The organism is Stenotrophomonas sp. YJH_SMC_73 (assembly GCF_059370155.1).
The window spans coordinates 294290-309198 of the sequence record NZ_JCAFTJ010000005.1; the positions used below are offsets into that span (position 1 = coordinate 294290).

The following is a 14909-nucleotide window of genomic DNA, read 5'->3' on the forward strand; positions in this document are numbered from 1 at the left end:
AGCCGAGCATGGGCGTGGCTCTACACAACACGACCCGCAGCCGTCACCATGGCGGGCCCGCTTTCTGTCATGGATGGTTGCAGTGCTGAGTACGATCGGTTTGTTGATGGGCCTGTATGTGGCCTGGCGCCTGTTCTGGCCGCTGCACATGCCCATCGGGTTGAAGGTCGTGCTGTCGCTGCTGGTGGTGGCCATGGCCGTGCAGTTGCGCATCGTGGCCACCTTCTGGGGCACGATGGCATCACCGGAAATCCCGAGGATGGCCATCGCCGTCCTGGCCACCGGCTCCACGGCGGTGCTGCTGCTGGCGTTGCTGATGCTGGTGCTGGATGTGGGCCTGCTGCTTTCGCGCCTGCTGCGTTGGCCGCGCATCGTATCGGCCCTGCGCGCCTCGAAGCTGCGGCCGTTGGCCGGCCTGCTGGCGCTGCTTGTGAGTGGCTATGGCGTCAGCCAGGGCATGGCCGTGCCCCAGCCCAGGCAGATCGACGTGGCGATCAAGGATCTGCCTGCTGCGTTCGACGGCTATCGCGTGCTGCAGCTGACCGACATCCACGCCAGCCGCCTGCTGACCGGCGACTGGGTGCGCAGGTTGGTGGACGAGAGCAACGCGCTGAAGCCGGACCTGATCGTGATCACTGGCGACCTGATCGACGGCAGCGTCGAGGCCCGCCGTGACGACGCGCGTCCTCTGGCCGATCTGCGAGCGCCGGACGGTGTCATCGCCATCACCGGCAACCACGAGTACTACGCGCAGTACCAGGACTGGATGCAGGCATTCCGCGCACTGCGCATGCAGGTGCTTGAGAACAGCCACCTGCAGGTGCGGCGCGGCGACGCGGCGCTGACCATCGCCGGTGTCACCGATCCGGTGGCGGCGCGCTATGGCCTGCCGTTGCCGGATCTGGATGCTGCGCTGGCCGGTTCCGATCCGTCCGCACCGGTGATCCTGCTTGACCACCGCCCGCGCAATGCGCGCGAGGCGGCGGCGCGCGGGGTAAAGCTGCAATTGTCCGGGCATACCCACGGCGGGCAGATCATCGGCATGGACCAGCTGGTGAAGCGGGCCAATGGTGGCTTTGTCTCCGGCCGCTACGACGTGGAGGGGATGACGCTGTACGTGGGCAACGGCGCGGGCCTCTGGGCCGGTTTCCCGGCGCGCATCGGCGTGCCTTCGGAGATCACCCTGATCACGCTGCGCCGCGCGCCTTGATCTGACCCCGGCCCGTCAGGCCGCCCGCAGCGGCGGCCGCGCATGCGCACTTCGACGCAGGGCCTGCGCCCGCTTGGCGATCCAGCGCACCACGAAGGCGGTGAACAGCAGCGCCGACGGCACCGCATACCAGAAGTTGCCGGGCACGCGCTTGAAGTACGAGTAGGTGAACACCGCCGCGATGATCCACATGCCGGTGACGTGCAGGCGACGCCAGGCGGTGGGTCCCATGCGCCGGGCGAGCCCCCGGTGCGAGGTGATGGCCAGCGCCAGGATGGCGATGTAGCCCACCGTGCCCGGGAGGTTGGCCAGCGCGGAGCGTGCTGGCCAGAACGCCGGGTTGAGGATGCCGAAACCGGTGATGGCGACTGCGTGCAGCAGGTGCGAGAACGCGAAGGACAGGCCGATGATGCGCCGTTCACGCAGCAGGAACCGGGTGAACGGGCCGGGCAGCAGGGTGGCGAAGGAGGATGCCGTGAATGCCGCCAGGAACAGCAGGAACGATGTGCGGGCGGTGAGCCGGATCGCCGCGCGGCTGCCTTCGGCTGCATCGGGATTCAGGGCGAAGGCGGTCAGTGCGAACGCGATCAGGACCACAGCGATGGCTACGAACAGGCGCCAGCCGTGCAGGAAGGAAATGTTGGAAGCAGCCATGATGAGACCTCGAAGTAGGGGGCGGGTAGTGCCGGCCGCTTGCCGGCAACCTCAGAAAGCAGGCAATGCAACCAGCACCCCCGCCGTGCACAGCTCGCCCACAACGGGCACGCAGGCAGCACGCAATGCGTCCGTTGCCACGTCATGTGTTTCGGACAGCGCCTGCAGTGCCTCATCCACACGCGCGCCGTCGTCACCGAAGACCGAAAGCAGCGCGTAGGCCAGCGGTGACGGTTGCTCGACCTTCAGGCTGAAATCGGCGCGACGCTGGATCACCAGCAGCGTGGGAGCTGCGCCCAACTCCGGCTCCAGCCCCTCGTCCTCATGCACCGGCCACCGGTACCCAAGCACCCGCACCAGCGGCGAAGCCGCCAGCACATCACTGTCCCCGGGTACGCGCTGCAGCAAACACCCAGCGCCACGCGGTTCAATGTGCAGTGACTGCTGCGTGCTCTCGTAGTGCGCCAGTTCCGCCGCCCAGTCCGGCAGTGCCAGCGTGTCCTGCACTGCCAGCCAGGCCGCGAACTCGCCGGCGATCCGTGGGAACAACGGGGTCTGGCAGGCGTGGTGGGCGTAGTAGTGCGCCACGGTGTCGCGCCAGCGCGACGTGCCCAACTGGTGTTGCAGGCGCGGCAGGCTGCCGGCCAGCAGGGTCTCCAGGCTGTCGATGCACAGGCGGCGGTATACCGCCAGCCTGCGCGCCTCCACGCCATCGGGTGCGGTCTTTGCAGGGTCCCGCACATGATCGGCCCAGCGCCGTTGCAGGGTAGCCAGCGACTCAGCCATGGGCCACCTCCGGCCAACGTGCCTCAGCCTGTGCCTGGCGGATCTGCGCGACCTCGGCCAGCAACCCGGCCAGCGGCGGGAAGTTGAAGTCGCGCTCGAGCAGCGTGGGACGCACGCCCACCCGCATGTAGGCCTCGCGCAACAGGGCCCAGACCACGCCTTTCACCGGCGCACCATGGGTATCGATCTTGAAGCCGTCGTCTTCATCGAAGTGGCCCGCTACGTGCAGCGAGGCGACACGGTGGGACGGCACGTGGGCCAGAAATTCGAAGGCGTCGTAACCGTTGTTGCAGGCATTGACGAAGACGTTGTTGACGTCCAGCAGCAGGTCGCAGTCGGCTTCGGCGAGCACGGCGTTGATGAAGTCGATCTCGCTCATGTCCGCGCCGGCAACGGCGTAGTAGGAAATGTTCTCCACGGCGATGCGCCGGCCCAGCATGTCCTGCACCTGGGCGATACGGCCGGCGACATGGTGAACGGCCTCGGCGGTGAACGGCAGTGGCAGCAGGTCGTAGACATGGCCACCGGCGGCGCAGTAGCTCAGGTGTTCGCTGTACAGCTGCACCTGGTGCAGGTCGAGGAAGGCACGGGTCTGTGCCAGCAGGGTGCGGTCCAGCGGATCAGGACCGCCCAGCGACAGCGACAGGCCGTGGCAGGTCAAGGGGTGGCGCTCGCTGAGTTGGCGCAGCGCGTCGCCGTGTGCACCGCCGACGCCGATCCAGTTGTCGGGGGAGACTTCGAGGAAGTCGATGGCACCGGCCGGCATGGCCAGCAGTTCGTCGATCAGGCCACGGCGCAGGCCAAGACCGGCGGCATGGGTGGGCAGGGGCAGGGACATGGCGGATGCTCCACAGAGAGCGCCGCCTTGAAGGCGGCGCCGGGTGAACGTCGATCAATCGGCAACGCGGGAGAACAGGCCCTTCGGCATCGGCTTGCCGTTGGCGGTGTAGACGCTGCGCAGGTAGTCGTGCGCTTCCTGCTCGCTGATGTAACCGTCGTGGTCGGTGTCGATGCGGTCGAACTCGGCGGCACGCTTGGCGGCCACAGCGTTGAATTCGGCACGCGAGACCTTGCCGTCGTGGTCGCGATCAGTGCGGGCAAACGAGGCGTCGCCGCACTTGCCTTCGCCACACTGGCCCTCGGCCACCTTGGCCTTGCCGGCGGGCGTGCCGGTGGTGGCCTTGTTGGCCCCGCACTTGCCTTCACCGCACTTGCCTTCGGCGGCGGCGCTCATGGCCACCGCGCTGATCGCCAGCGGCTGGATCGCCGCGGCCTGGCCGGCCAGCAGCAGGCCACCGGCCAGGGCGATGCCGATGGCACCGATGCGCGGCAGGCGGGAGGAAGAGGTATTCTTGGTCGAGATGGACATGGTGGTGACTCCTTGGGAAAGCACGCGGGGCTGCGGGATGGACGCCGCCGAAGAGGCGACGGAAAGCGAAACGCGCGGGAACAGGGGAGTCGGCTCAGGCGGCGCGGCGACAGCGCAGCAGATGGCCCAGCAGCAGCACACCGCCGAGCAGGGCACCGCCGAAGCCGATGCCGGGCAACAGCGCGGCAACCGGCAGCAGCAGGGCGATCAGGCTGACGCCCCAACCCAGGCCGTCATTGCGTGCCGTGGCACGGCCGGACCCGGCCAGCAGCCGGTCCACGCTGAGTGCGCCACCGCCGTTGAGGATCAGTGGCAGCAGCATGGCCAGGAACAGCAACGGCAGCTTGAAGTTGCCGTAGCCCTGGTCGGTGATAGCATAGCCCTGCCAGAGTTCACCCAGGCCGTTCCATTGGTCGGGCCAGTGCACGGCGGCGATGGCAACGATGGTGAGTACCCAGAACACGTAGGCCACCGAGCGCGTGGCCAGGCCGAGCAGCAGCATCACTGCACCCACCAGTTCCAGCCACGTTGCCAGCTGCCAGTTCAGCGACGCGGGCAGTGTGGAGAACGGGAACGGGAAGCGGCCTTCCAGGTCGGCGAACCAGTTCTGGCCGCCCAGCTTCTCGCGGCCGGATTGAAAGAACTCCCAGGCCAGCAGGGTGCGCAGCGCCAACGGCGAGAGCCAGCGGCCGACGGCGTCCAGGCGGGGCGTATACACGGAAGAAGCGGTGCTGATCATGGTGGTGTCCTGCGGGCCAGTGGTCGATGGAAGCCATTCCAGGCGGCGCAGGTATCGGCAACGTGTGCCGTTGCCCGGGGTTTTGTCAGCGACTGTGGCCGCGGCCGGGGTTTCGTACAGTCAGATACAAAGACGATGCGCGGATGCGCATCGGGGCGTTGCGCGCCCGCGTGCGGGCAGCGATATCCACCCGAAAGCGCCCGGCCAGGACCGGCGCGCGAATGTATCCCACTGTAGAAACCCGCCTGCGCCCTACAGTCCGGTACAACTCCGCGCTGCGGAGAAACAGCGCCGATACACCGGCAGGCGGAAATGGCCACTCCCAACTCCGGAGTGCCCCCATGATCCGTACCTGCTTGCTGGCCGCCGCTCTCGCCCTTGCCGCCGCCGCCCCTGCCTTCGCTGCCCGGGCCGATACCGCTGCACCGCCCACCGTCATCCTGGTGCACGGCGCGTTCGCTGATGGCTCCAGCTGGAGCAAGGTCATCAGCACCCTGCATGACTGGAAGCTGCCGGCGGTGGCCGTCCAGAATCCGCTCACCTCGTTGGCCGACGACGTCGCCGCCACCCGTCGTGCGATTGCCGCTGCGCCTGGCAAGGTGGTGCTGGTCGGCCACAGCTGGGGTGGCACGGTCATCACCGAAGCGGGCAATGACCCGAAGGTGCAGGCGCTGGTGTACGTGGCGGCGTTCGCGCCGGATGCAGGGCAATCATCGGCGCAACAGGGCGAAGGCTTCCCGGTCGGTCCGGGCCTGGCCCGCCTGCAGGAAAGGGACGGCTACCTGACGTTGCCGGCTGACGCTGTCGCCCAGGACTTCGCGCCGGACGTGATGAAGAAGTCGGCCGCACTGCTGTACAGCACGCAGGTCCCGTTGAAGGCCAGCGCGCTGGGCGAAGTAGTGAACGTTGCGGCGTGGCGCAGCAAGCCGAGCTGGTACGTGCTCAGCCGTGACGATCGCATGCTGTCGCCGCAGCTGCAGGCCGCCACCGCAAAACGCATTGGCGCGCAGCTGCAATCGATCGGCAGCAGCCATGTGTCGCTGCTTTCGCATCCGGCGCAGGTGGCCGACAGTATCCTGGAAGCGGCGGGGGTGAAGCCGGCGGAACTGCCACTGGCCGAGCAGGGGGGCTGAGCGATGGCCGGCCTGCGTGCGTACGTGCTGCCGTTGCTGATGGGCGTGCTGGGTGGGGCTGCGCTGTTGATGGCCTGGCCCAGCCCGGAGGCCGATGCGCAGCCGGCACAGGCCGTTCCCGCCGCCGGGTTCGACGGTGGCGGGCCCTGGCACAACAGCCCGCCGCTCACACTGGAGCAGTTGCGGGGGAAGGTGGTGCTGGTCGAGTTCTGGACCTACACCTGCAGCAACTGCCTCAACGTGGCGCCGTATGTCCACCAGTGGCATGCGCGCTACGCGTCGCAGGGCCTGAGGGTGATCGGCGTGCATACGCCGGAGTTCGCCTATGAAGGGCTGCCTGGCAACGTGCGCAAGGCCATCGCACGGTTGGACATCGCCTGGCCGGTGGTGCAGGACAACCAGTACCGGATCTGGAACGCCTGGGGCAACCGCTTCTGGCCCGCACTGTACCTGCTCGACCGGCAGGGGCGGGTGGTCTACCGCCATTACGGCGAGGGCGACTACGCACGTACCGAAAGCGAGATCCAGCGCCTGCTGGCCAACCCCTGAGCCGCGCTACCATGGCCGCACCGCGCGGCCTTGACCTTCGTCCTCATCGAGAACGCAATGAACCACGTACCGCACATCCTGGTCGTCGACGATGACAGCGAGATCCGCCAGATGCTGGCCGATTACCTGCAACGCAACGGCCTGCGCGTGAGCCAGGCCGACGGTGGCCGGGCCATGCGCGCGCTGATGGATACCCATGCCGTGGATCTGGTCGTGCTGGACGTGATGATGCCGGGCGAGGACGGACTGAGCCTGTGCCGTAACCTGCGCGCCGGCAAGCATCGTGCGGTGCCGGTGGTGCTGCTGACCGCCCGCGACGACGAAACCGACCGCATCATCGGCCTGGAAATGGGCGCTGATGACTACGTGACCAAGCCCTTCTCTTCGCGCGAACTGCTGGCACGCATCAATGCGGTGATCCGCCGCACCCGGATGTTGCCGCCGAACCTGCAGGTGAGCGAAGCCGGTCGCCAGCTGGCCTTCGGCGAGTGGCGCCTGGACACCACCGCACGCCATCTGCTGGATGCACAGGACACCGCGTATCCACTCAGTGGCGCCGAATTCCGCCTGTTGCGCGTATTCCTCGATCACGCCAATCGGGTGCTCAGCCGCGACCAGCTGCTCAGCCTCACGCAGGGCCGCGATGCCGAACTGTTTGACCGCTCGATCGACCTGCTGGTCAGCCGCGTGCGGCAGCGCCTGGGTGACGACGCACGCGAGCCGACCTACATCAAGACCGTGCGCAGCGAAGGCTATGTGTTCAGCGTGCCGGTGCAGTTGCTGGGGCCGGACGAATGAACGCCACCGCACGCCGCCCACGCTGGCCGCGCACGCTGTCGGCGCGGCTGCTGCTGGTGCTGCTGGGCGGACTGGCGCTGGCCCACGCACTGTCCTTCGGCCTGCTGTTCTTCGAACGCTACCAGTCCACCCGCAGCATGATGCTGCGCAACCTGGACGAAGACGTGGCCGTGAGTGTTGCGCTGCTGGAGCACCTGCCCGCGGACCAGCGCGATGCCTGGGTGCCGCGGCTGGAGCGGCGCACCTACCGTTACCTGCTGCGCCCGGCCGCGGCCGGACCGGGGCTGCAGACCGATCGTGCACGCCAGGTCACGGCGATCATCGATGACAGCCTGCAGCACCGCTATCCGTTGCAGGCGCGCCAGGTGGCTCGCCTGCCGGAGCGGTTCGAGGTGGAACTGCGCCTGCACGACGGCACTCCCTTGACCATTGAAGTCACCCCGTCGGGCCTGCCGCTGGCGCGCTGGCTGCCCGCCGTGCTGCTGGTGCAGCTGGCGCTGCTGCTGGTGTGCGCGTGGCTGGCGGTGCGCCTGGCCATGCGCCCGCTGCAGCAGTTGTCGCATGCGGTGGAGCATCTGCAGCCGGGCAAGGACGGGCCTGCACTGCCTGAAGATGGCCCGGCCGAAGTGGGCGGCGCAGCAGCCGCGCTCAACGCACTGCAGGCACGCATTCGTGGCCATGTCAGTGAACGCCTGCAGATCCTGGCCGCGATCTCGCATGACCTGCAGACCCCCATCACGCGCATGAAGCTCCGGGTGGAGACCCTGCCTGAAGACAGCACCCAGCAGCGGCTGCTGGCCGACCTCGACCACCTTGGGCAACTGGTGCGCGAGGGTGTGGCCTATGCGCGCAGCAGCCACGTCGCCAGTGGCGCGCCGGTGTCGATGGACCTGGGCGCGTTCCTGGCCAGTGTGGTCGGCGATTACGAGGACATGGGCAAGCCAGTCAGTGGCGGTGCGCCCGCTGGACTGGTCGTGCAGACCTGGCCGCAGCTGCTGCGACGGGTGGTCGGCAATCTGGTCGACAATGCACTCCGCTACGCCGGCGCTGCCGAGATCGAGGCCGGCCGTGACGAGGCCGGAAGGGTATGGATCGGAATTTCCGACCGTGGCCCGGGCATCCCCGAGGACCAGCTGCAGGCAGTGCTGGCGCCGTTCCATCGGCTGGAAAGCTCGCGCAATCGCGATACCGGTGGCACTGGCCTGGGACTGGCCATCGCGGTGCAACTGGCGCAGTCGCTGGGCGGCTCGCTGCGGTTGCGCAACCGCGAGGGTGGCGGGCTGATGGCTGAGCTGCAGCTGCCGGGGTAACGGGCGGGGTCGGATCCCTTTGCGGGAGCGAAGGGCTCTGACCCCGATGTGGGATCTGTGACATTCCTGCACGGCCTTGGGATCGGCGATCATCTGCAGGGAGTGTCGAAACCAGGAAGCACGCAATGCAGGGAACGCAGCATTCAATCCAGCGCCCGCGCCACGTCGCGCTGCTGGTCGGTCTGCTCGCGCTGGCGGCCTGCCAGCGCACACCGGACGCACCGACCGACCCACTCGCAGCGGGCACGCCGCCTGCCGCCCCGGCCACCGCAACAGATCTCTCTCCGCTGCTCGACGCCTTGCCGACCTGCGCGCTGGACGGCTGGTACATCGATCAGCAGACCGGGCGCCCGGCCCATCCCTGGTTGGCGGCGAACGCGCCGAAGCCCTGCAAGGAAGACGTGGAGAACGAGATCGCCACGTTCTGCGTGCAGGGGCAGTGGAAGGGGCTGCCGGTGGAAGAGGTGATCCTGCCGACGATGACATTCGTTTCGTTCCGTGGGGCCAGGATCGGCCTGCCGCTGGAGAAGGCACGTCCCATCGTCCGCCAGCGTTTCGGCCAGGACTTCCCGGGTGGTGCGGCTTACGAGGAGGGCCGCGAGCCGAAGCTGATGGCCGATCCCGAAGATGCGCAGCGTTCGTGGCTGCTGTGCAGCACCCCGGAACTGGGCCACGACGTGGACAGCGAGGGAAGCATCAGCTATTCCGGCATGAACCTGCCCTACGACCACGACGGTTGCAGTTACCGCTACAGCCCGGTCGACTTCTGCGATGCGCGGCACCGCGCAGCCATCGAAGATGCCCTCCAGCATCAGAAACCCAATTTCAACCGGCACTACCTGCTGGTACAGGTCGATGATCGTCCGGAGTATTTCCAGCGCACGCTGGTGCTGGTCGATACCCGCACGGGCAGGGCGACGCCACTGCCGTTCGATGCCTTCACCGGGCCGGCGGGAAAGGGCGGTGATGCTACCGGCTACGGGACACTGGAGACGGGCGTGGACCGGCAGCAGTTCTGCCTCGATGGCGCGTTGCTGGTCTACCGCGTGTTCGAGGAAGGGCGCTTCTGCTTCGGTTTTGACGGTGAGCGCTTCACCGGCCATGAAACCCAGTACATGCAGGCAGCGGATGGCCGATGACCGGTATTTCACCCGGGCCATGACATCCTGCCCCGAACCTGCGCAACCGGGACCGAGGCTGTTGAAGGCGAACACGCAATGACCGCGGCGCGGCAGCGCTCGATGTGGGTGGCGGGCCTGTCCACGGTAGTGGAGTGGTACGACTTCACCCTGTACCTGTATTTCGCCACGGTGCTGTCGCGGGTGTTTTTCGGCGGCGGCGAACAGGCGCTGCTGGTCACGCTGGCAGGCTTCGCGGTGTCCTACCTGATGCGCCCGCTGGGCGCGCTGTGCTTCGGCCACCTGGGCGACCGCCTGGGCCGGCGCTGGATGCTGCTGGCTTCGATGGCGTTGATGGCGGCGGCGATGCTGGCCACTGCGTTGCTGCCGACCGCGGCCACCGCAGGTACCACGGCGGGCGTGCTACTGCTGGTATTGCGCTGCGTGATGGCGTTTTCGGTGGGCGGTGAGTACACCGGCGTGGTGGCGTACCTGCTGGAAAGCGCACCGGCGCGGCGGCGTGGCCTGGTGACCTCGCTGGCCTCGGCCGCCAGTGAAGTAGGCGCACTGCTGGCGGTAGCGATCTCGGCGGTCACCGTGGCGCTGCTCGCGCCCGCGCAGCTGGACAGCTGGGGCTGGCGTATTCCGTTCTTCGTCGGCGCTGCGCTGGCACTGGTGATCCTGGTCGCGCGCTCGGGCATGCACGAATCGCCTGAGTTCGAACGCCAGCGCCGCGAAGGCAGCATTCCTGCCACGCCGCTGCGGCATGTGCTGCAGCACCACCCGCTGGCGGTGGCGCGCACCTTCGCGATCTCGGCCTTGGGATCGATCACCTACTACGTGGGCATCACCTATGTGCCTGCGTTCCTGCACGCGCAGGGCCACGATGAGGGCGATGCACTGTGGCTTTCGACAATTGCGGCGGTCGCAGTGATTGCGATCACGCCGCTGTGTGGCGCATTGTCCGACCGCGTCGGGCGGCGGCCGATGCTGCTGGGCCTGACCCTGCTGGCAGCGTTGTTGCCGCTGTCCCTGTTCGCCTGGATGGCACAGGCGCCGCCGTTGGGCATTGCGCTGGCGGCGGTGCTGCTGGCCTGCGTGGCCGGCGGCGTGAGCGCGGTGGCGGCCCCGGCCACGGCCGAGCAGTTCCCCGGCGAAGGGCGGGTGAGTGGGCTGGCACTGGGCGTGACCATGGCCACGGCCTTCTTCGGCGGGGCAACGCCATGGCTGGCGCAATGGTGGGTGGAACGCAGCGGCTGGGCGGCGGCGCCGGGCGCGATGATCGCGCTGGTGGCGGTGCTGGTGCTGCCGGTGCTGTGGACCCTGCCCGAGACGGTCCCGGGCAGGGCCAAGCGCTAGCAGGTCAGACCTTCAGGGTCTGCTCGATGTCGGCCAGCACGGCGGCCGCATCGACGCCGATGGCAATCGACTGCACCACGTGGCCGTCCCACACGCTGGGGCCGAACGCCAGGCCTTCCGGCTTGGGAATGGTCATGCCGCGGGCGACGCCGTCGGTGGCCACGCGCACGCTGGCGCGCTCGAACTGGAACAGCTCCGGACGGGTCAGCGCGATGCAGGCGCAGCAGTCGTGCACGACCATGCCCTTGTGGCCGGCCTGCAGGTAGAAGTCCACGTAATCCTGCGACAGCGCACGCACCAGTTCGGCATCGGCACCGCCGATGGCGGCCAGCTTGTCCAGACCGTCACGGTCCATTTCCACGCGGGTGGTCACGTCCAGGCCGATGGCGGTGACCGGCCAGCTGGCAGTGAACACCACGTCGGCCGCTTCGGCATCGCCCCAGATGTTGGCTTCGGCGGCCGGGGTGATGTTGCCGTTGACGTGGAACGCGCCGCCCATGATCACCACGCCGCGCACCAGGCCGGCGATGTCCGGGGCCTGCTGCAGGGCCAGCGCGAGGTTGGTCATGCGGCCGACCGCGACCAGGGTCACTTCGCCCGGATGGGCGCGGACCAGGTCGATGATCAGCTGGTGAGCGGGGCGCGCGTCGGCGGCCACGTCCAGTTCGGTCGGCACCGGGTGGTTGCCCAGGCCGTTGTGGCCGTGGATGTGCACCGGCCAGGCTTCCGGGGTGGCTTCCGGCTGCAGCGGGCCACCGGCACCGCGCGCGACCGGGGCGGCGAAGCCCCAGGCCTGCTTCAGGTACAGCGCGTTGTGCGTGGTCGACTCCACCGAGGCATTGCCGAAGGTGGTGGTGACGCCGATCAGGTCAATCTGGGCGTGCTTGTGCAGGTACAGCAGGGCCAGGGCGTCGTCGACGCCCGGGTCGGTATCGAAAATGACTTTCAGCATGTTGTTGTTCTTCTTCTTCCGTGTGGTGCGGGGGGCGCCGGCGGCCTGGAAGCAGGCCGGCGCGCCCTGCATTGTCCCATCTTCATGACGGGCAGGGCCATTGCCGGGCTGGCAGGCCCATAATGCCCTCCAGTCCAGGCATGGAGCCGCCGAATGTTGATCGTTGCCCTTCTGCTGGTCCTGCTGGTGCTGGGCCTGAACGTGGCGGCTACCGTGGTGATCGTCAGGCGTGATGGCCTGTCGGCGGGTGGCCGCGCGGTGCAGCTGCTGCTGGTCTGGCTGCTGCCGCTGGTCGGCGCCATCCTGTGCCTGGCAGTGGCCACGGCCGATGGCTCAGGCAGCCGGGGGGATGGCGGTGCAAGCCATGACACCTCCGTTGGCTATTCCAGTGACAGCCACAGCCATCACAGCCACAGCAGCTCCGACTGCAGCAGTGATGGTGGTGGGGGGGACGGCGGCAGCTGCGGTGGCGATTGATCAGACGTTTCGGGATGCCGGCCAGCGGCCGGCACTAACCCGCCGAGGTCACGTCCCGGTAGTGCCGGCCACTGGCCGGCAACCTCTTCCCCTCAGCCGCCGCCTTCGGCGGGCAAGCGGCCACGGCACGTTCAGCAGCCCAACCAAGGTCACGTCCCGGTAGTGCCGGCCGCTGGCCGGCAACCAAATCCGCTCAGCCGCCGCCTTCGGCGGGCAAGCGCCCACGGCACGTTCAACAGTCCAACCAAGGGCACGTCCCGGTAGTGCCGGCCGCTGGCCGGCAACCACATCCGCTCAGCCGCCGCCTTCGGTCGGCAAGGGCGCCGGCACGTTCAACAGCCCGCCTGCCGCCACATAGGCGGCCAGGGCCTGGCCCTGGCTGAGCAGATGGCGTTCCATGGTGCGTTCGGCGGCCTGCGCGTCGCGGCGGCGGAAGCACTCCATCAGCTCGCGGTGCTCGGCCAGCGATTGCGCGGTGCGCCCTGGGGTCAGCAGCTGGCGGCCGCGATGCATCTTCAGGATGCGGTGCAGGTCGTGGGTGATGCGGATCAGCCACGGGTTGCCGGCGTAATGCTGCACGGTTTCGTGGATCAGGTAGTTGTTGCGGTAGTACTCGGCGATGTTGCCCTCGGCCGCCGCCGCTTCCATCGCCGCATGCAGGGCCTCCAGCTGTTGCACGCCGGCATCGTCGATGTGCCTCACCGCCTCGTGTGCGCAACGGCCTTCCAGCATGGCCATCACCGGGAACAGCTGGTTGAGGTCTTCCAGCGTCAGCCGGGTGACCCGGCTGCCACGACCGGCATCGATCTGCACCAGGCCTTCGGCTGCCAGCAGCTTCAACGCCTCGCGCAGGGGCGTACGGCTGATACCCAGTTCCTTGCACAGCGCGGGCTCGTCGATCCACTCGCCCGGCGGCAACCGGTAGTCATAGATGCGCTCGCGCACGTGTTCGGCCACCTCTTCGTACAGAGGCGCGCGCTTCTTCGGTGACCGCGGGGCAGGGGCAATGGCCATGCGCAGAGTGTAACGCCAGGTCGCGCCGGCCAGCGGCCGGCACGACCCGATGGCGGTTACATCCAGCCCGGCACCACGAACACCAGCCAGGCCAGCAACGGCCCCAGCGCCACCACCAGACCGCTGTACACCAGGAAGCGACGGAACAGGCTCTCGCGCTCTTCCTTGGCTGCCGAAGCCACCACCAGTGCGCCATTGGTGGAGAACGGGCTGACATCGACGATGGTGGACGACACCGCCAGCGCGCAGATCACGCCAGCGGCGCTGAGGTGACCCTGCATCAGGAACGGCACGGCCAATGGAATCGTTGCGCCGAGCACCGCGGCCGACGAGGCGAATGCAGAGACGATGCCACCCACGTAGCAGACCAGCAGTGCACCCAGCAGCGGGATGCCGATGTCGGACACGCCATTGCCGATGAAGTCCACCGCGCCGGCATGTTCCAGCACGCCGATGTAGGTCACCACACCGCAGATCAGCAGCACGGTGGACCAGCTGATGCCATCGACCGCGCCCTTCTGGCTTTGTGGCGACAGCAGTGCCAGCGCGACAGCCACGGTGATCGAGACCAGGCCGACGTTGAGGTTGTAGATCAGCGCGGCCACGCCCAGGCCGAGCAGGCCGATCAGGGTGAACAACCGCTCGCGGGTCAGGCTGACCTCATCCAGTGCCGCCGGATCGTTGGACAGGGTGCCGCCGCCCGCCGCGACCAGCGCGCCATGGCCTTCGATCGCGAACTGGCGCGAGGATGCCTGCGGGCCACCGGCCATCGCCAGCTCGGCATTGCCGATCGTTCCCGCTGCCGTGATCGAACCGCGACGCAGCAGGGCGATGCCACCGAAGGCGAAGAAGCAGATCGTCGCCATCATGAAGTTGAAGCCCAGGCTGGTCAGGAACACCGCCATCTCGGTCACTTCCAGCCCGGCTTTCTGCACCACGCCATTGGTGATGCTGCCGTACACGCTGATGGGCGAGAAGCCGCCGGCCTGCGCACCATGGATGACCAGCAGGCCCATCATCAGTGGATTGATGTTGTACTGCTTGGCAAAGCGCAGGGCGACCGGGCCGATGATCGCGACCGCGGCCGGGCCCAGAGCGCCGAACGCGGTGAGGACCGCGGTGATCACGAACATCACCCACGGAATGGCCACGATATGGCCGCGCACCGCTTTCACTGCCCAGTGCACCAGCAGGTCGATGGTGCCGTTCTTCTGCGCGATGGCGAACAGGTAGGTGATGCCGACCAGGGTCAGGAACAGATCGCCGGGAAAGCCGGCCAGGACCTCCTTGCCGCCCATGTCGACCCACAGCCCGCCGATGATGAAGGCCAGCGCGAAAGCGACGGCACCCATGTTGATTGGCATCGCGGTGGCGACGATGAACATGATCACCAGACCGATGATCGTTGCGATTTGTGGACTCATGCGCCCTCCCAGACACG

16 protein-coding genes are annotated in these 14909 nt (G+C 67.9%); 8 read left to right on the forward strand and 8 right to left on the reverse strand.

Features of this window, described 5'->3' with window-relative positions; genetic code table 11:
• The first annotated feature begins 73 nt into the window (after window positions 1-73).
• Window positions 74-1210 carry a metallophosphoesterase gene (locus AC5P8R_RS10740; RefSeq protein WP_495223381.1) on the forward strand — a complete coding sequence of 379 codons (1137 nt, stop codon included), beginning with the start codon at window positions 74-76 and terminating at the stop codon, window positions 1208-1210.
• 15 nt (window positions 1211-1225) lie between these two features.
• Here AC5P8R_RS10740 and AC5P8R_RS10745 read toward each other — a convergent pair whose 3' ends face one another.
• The 5 genes from AC5P8R_RS10745 to AC5P8R_RS10765 form a co-directional block, all read right to left on the reverse strand.
• Window positions 1226-1864, reverse strand: coding sequence for a ferric reductase-like transmembrane domain-containing protein (locus tag AC5P8R_RS10745; protein ID WP_495223382.1), 639 nt, complete (start codon window positions 1862-1864; stop codon window positions 1226-1228).
• Window positions 1865-1915: 51 nt separating this feature from the next.
• On the reverse strand, window positions 1916-2650 hold the full coding sequence (locus tag AC5P8R_RS10750) for an HvfC family RiPP maturation protein (RefSeq protein ID WP_495223383.1): 735 nt from the start codon (window positions 2648-2650) through the stop codon (window positions 1916-1918).
• A complete protein-coding gene (locus AC5P8R_RS10755) occupies window positions 2643-3488 on the reverse strand; it encodes an HvfB family MNIO-type RiPP peptide maturase (protein ID WP_164109912.1) in 846 nt (281 codons plus the stop codon). Before AC5P8R_RS10755 ends, AC5P8R_RS10750 begins: the two co-directional genes overlap by 8 nt.
• A 54-nt stretch (window positions 3489-3542) precedes the next feature.
• Window positions 3543-4019, reverse strand: a complete 477-nt coding sequence (locus tag AC5P8R_RS10760; RefSeq protein ID WP_142234403.1) for an HvfA family oxazolone/thioamide-modified RiPP metallophore — start codon at window positions 4017-4019, stop codon at window positions 3543-3545.
• Between the two features lie 94 nt (window positions 4020-4113).
• Window positions 4114-4758, reverse strand: coding sequence for an HvfX family Cu-binding RiPP maturation protein (locus tag AC5P8R_RS10765; RefSeq protein ID WP_495223384.1), 645 nt, complete (start codon window positions 4756-4758; stop codon window positions 4114-4116).
• Between the two features lie 341 nt (window positions 4759-5099).
• On the opposite strand from AC5P8R_RS10765, the gene AC5P8R_RS10770 reads away from it, so the two are divergent.
• The 6 genes from AC5P8R_RS10770 to AC5P8R_RS10795 all read left to right on the forward strand — a co-directional run bounded on the left by AC5P8R_RS10770 (window position 5100) and on the right by AC5P8R_RS10795 (window position 11025).
• Entirely contained in the window at window positions 5100-5891 is a 792-nt protein-coding gene (locus tag AC5P8R_RS10770; protein WP_014646324.1) for an alpha/beta fold hydrolase, read from the forward strand.
• A 3-nt stretch (window positions 5892-5894) separates the two neighbouring features.
• The gene (locus AC5P8R_RS10775; RefSeq protein ID WP_014646325.1) at window positions 5895-6440 is read left to right on the forward strand and encodes a redoxin family protein; all 546 of its coding nucleotides are present in this window, start codon (window positions 5895-5897) and stop codon (window positions 6438-6440) included.
• 57 nt (window positions 6441-6497) lie between these two features.
• The gene (locus tag AC5P8R_RS10780) at window positions 6498-7238 is read left to right on the forward strand and encodes a response regulator (RefSeq protein WP_032960784.1); all 741 of its coding nucleotides are present in this window, start codon (window positions 6498-6500) and stop codon (window positions 7236-7238) included.
• A complete protein-coding gene (locus tag AC5P8R_RS10785; protein ID WP_032960782.1) occupies window positions 7235-8548 on the forward strand; it encodes a sensor histidine kinase in 1314 nt (437 codons plus the stop codon). Before AC5P8R_RS10780 ends, AC5P8R_RS10785 begins: the two co-directional genes overlap by 4 nt.
• Window positions 8549-8673: 125 nt before the next feature.
• Window positions 8674-9687 (forward strand): hypothetical protein, encoded by a 1014-nt coding sequence (locus AC5P8R_RS10790; RefSeq protein ID WP_495223386.1) that lies wholly within the window; start codon window positions 8674-8676, stop codon window positions 9685-9687.
• Window positions 9688-9765: 78 nt separating this feature from the next.
• Window positions 9766-11025 carry an MFS transporter gene (locus AC5P8R_RS10795; protein ID WP_075076132.1) on the forward strand — a complete coding sequence of 420 codons (1260 nt, stop codon included), beginning with the start codon at window positions 9766-9768 and terminating at the stop codon, window positions 11023-11025.
• Window positions 11026-11029: 4 nt separating this feature from the next.
• Here AC5P8R_RS10795 and AC5P8R_RS10800 read toward each other — a convergent pair whose 3' ends face one another.
• Window positions 11030-11977, reverse strand: a complete 948-nt coding sequence (locus AC5P8R_RS10800; protein ID WP_049441242.1) for a nucleoside hydrolase — start codon at window positions 11975-11977, stop codon at window positions 11030-11032.
• Window positions 11978-12130: 153 nt separating this feature from the next.
• Between AC5P8R_RS10800 and AC5P8R_RS10805 the strand changes: the two genes are divergently transcribed.
• Window positions 12131-12454, forward strand: a complete 324-nt coding sequence (locus tag AC5P8R_RS10805; RefSeq protein WP_014646331.1) for a hypothetical protein — start codon at window positions 12131-12133, stop codon at window positions 12452-12454.
• Between the two features lie 294 nt (window positions 12455-12748).
• Here AC5P8R_RS10805 and AC5P8R_RS10810 read toward each other — a convergent pair whose 3' ends face one another.
• Both AC5P8R_RS10810 and AC5P8R_RS10815 read right to left on the reverse strand, forming a co-directional pair.
• Window positions 12749-13468 (reverse strand): GntR family transcriptional regulator, encoded by a 720-nt coding sequence (locus AC5P8R_RS10810; RefSeq protein ID WP_014646332.1) that lies wholly within the window; start codon window positions 13466-13468, stop codon window positions 12749-12751.
• A 56-nt stretch (window positions 13469-13524) separates the two neighbouring features.
• Window positions 13525-14892 (reverse strand): SLC13 family permease, encoded by a 1368-nt coding sequence (locus AC5P8R_RS10815; protein WP_014646333.1) that lies wholly within the window; start codon window positions 14890-14892, stop codon window positions 13525-13527.
• Window positions 14893-14909: the final 17 nt, after the last annotated feature.

Bases quoted from the DNA above. Each gene is read 5' to 3' on its own strand.
- AC5P8R_RS10815 (WP_014646333.1), bottom strand. From the start codon at position 14,892: ATGAGTCCACAAATCGCAACGATCATCGGTCTGGTGATCATGTTCATC.
- AC5P8R_RS10790 (WP_495223386.1), top strand. From the start codon at position 8,674: ATGCAGGGAACGCAGCATTCAATCCAGCGCCCGCGCCACGTCGCGCTG.
- AC5P8R_RS10805 (WP_014646331.1), top strand. From the start codon at position 12,131: ATGTTGATCGTTGCCCTTCTGCTGGTCCTGCTGGTGCTGGGCCTGAAC.
- AC5P8R_RS10800 (WP_049441242.1), bottom strand. From the start codon at position 11,977: ATGCTGAAAGTCATTTTCGATACCGACCCGGGCGTCGACGACGCCCTG.
- AC5P8R_RS10755 (WP_164109912.1), bottom strand. From the start codon at position 3,488: ATGTCCCTGCCCCTGCCCACCCATGCCGCCGGTCTTGGCCTGCGCCGT.
- AC5P8R_RS10740 (WP_495223381.1), top strand. From the start codon at position 74: ATGGTTGCAGTGCTGAGTACGATCGGTTTGTTGATGGGCCTGTATGTG.
- AC5P8R_RS10745 (WP_495223382.1), bottom strand. From the start codon at position 1,864: ATGGCTGCTTCCAACATTTCCTTCCTGCACGGCTGGCGCCTGTTCGTA.
- AC5P8R_RS10795 (WP_075076132.1), top strand. From the start codon at position 9,766: ATGACCGCGGCGCGGCAGCGCTCGATGTGGGTGGCGGGCCTGTCCACG.
- AC5P8R_RS10770 (WP_014646324.1), top strand. From the start codon at position 5,100: ATGATCCGTACCTGCTTGCTGGCCGCCGCTCTCGCCCTTGCCGCCGCC.
- AC5P8R_RS10785 (WP_032960782.1), top strand. From the start codon at position 7,235: ATGAACGCCACCGCACGCCGCCCACGCTGGCCGCGCACGCTGTCGGCG.
- AC5P8R_RS10780 (WP_032960784.1), top strand. From the start codon at position 6,498: ATGAACCACGTACCGCACATCCTGGTCGTCGACGATGACAGCGAGATC.
- AC5P8R_RS10760 (WP_142234403.1), bottom strand. From the start codon at position 4,019: ATGTCCATCTCGACCAAGAATACCTCTTCCTCCCGCCTGCCGCGCATC.
- AC5P8R_RS10765 (WP_495223384.1), bottom strand. From the start codon at position 4,758: ATGATCAGCACCGCTTCTTCCGTGTATACGCCCCGCCTGGACGCCGTC.
- AC5P8R_RS10775 (WP_014646325.1), top strand. From the start codon at position 5,895: ATGGCCGGCCTGCGTGCGTACGTGCTGCCGTTGCTGATGGGCGTGCTG.
- AC5P8R_RS10810 (WP_014646332.1), bottom strand. From the start codon at position 13,468: ATGGCCATTGCCCCTGCCCCGCGGTCACCGAAGAAGCGCGCGCCTCTG.
- AC5P8R_RS10750 (WP_495223383.1), bottom strand. From the start codon at position 2,650: ATGGCTGAGTCGCTGGCTACCCTGCAACGGCGCTGGGCCGATCATGTG.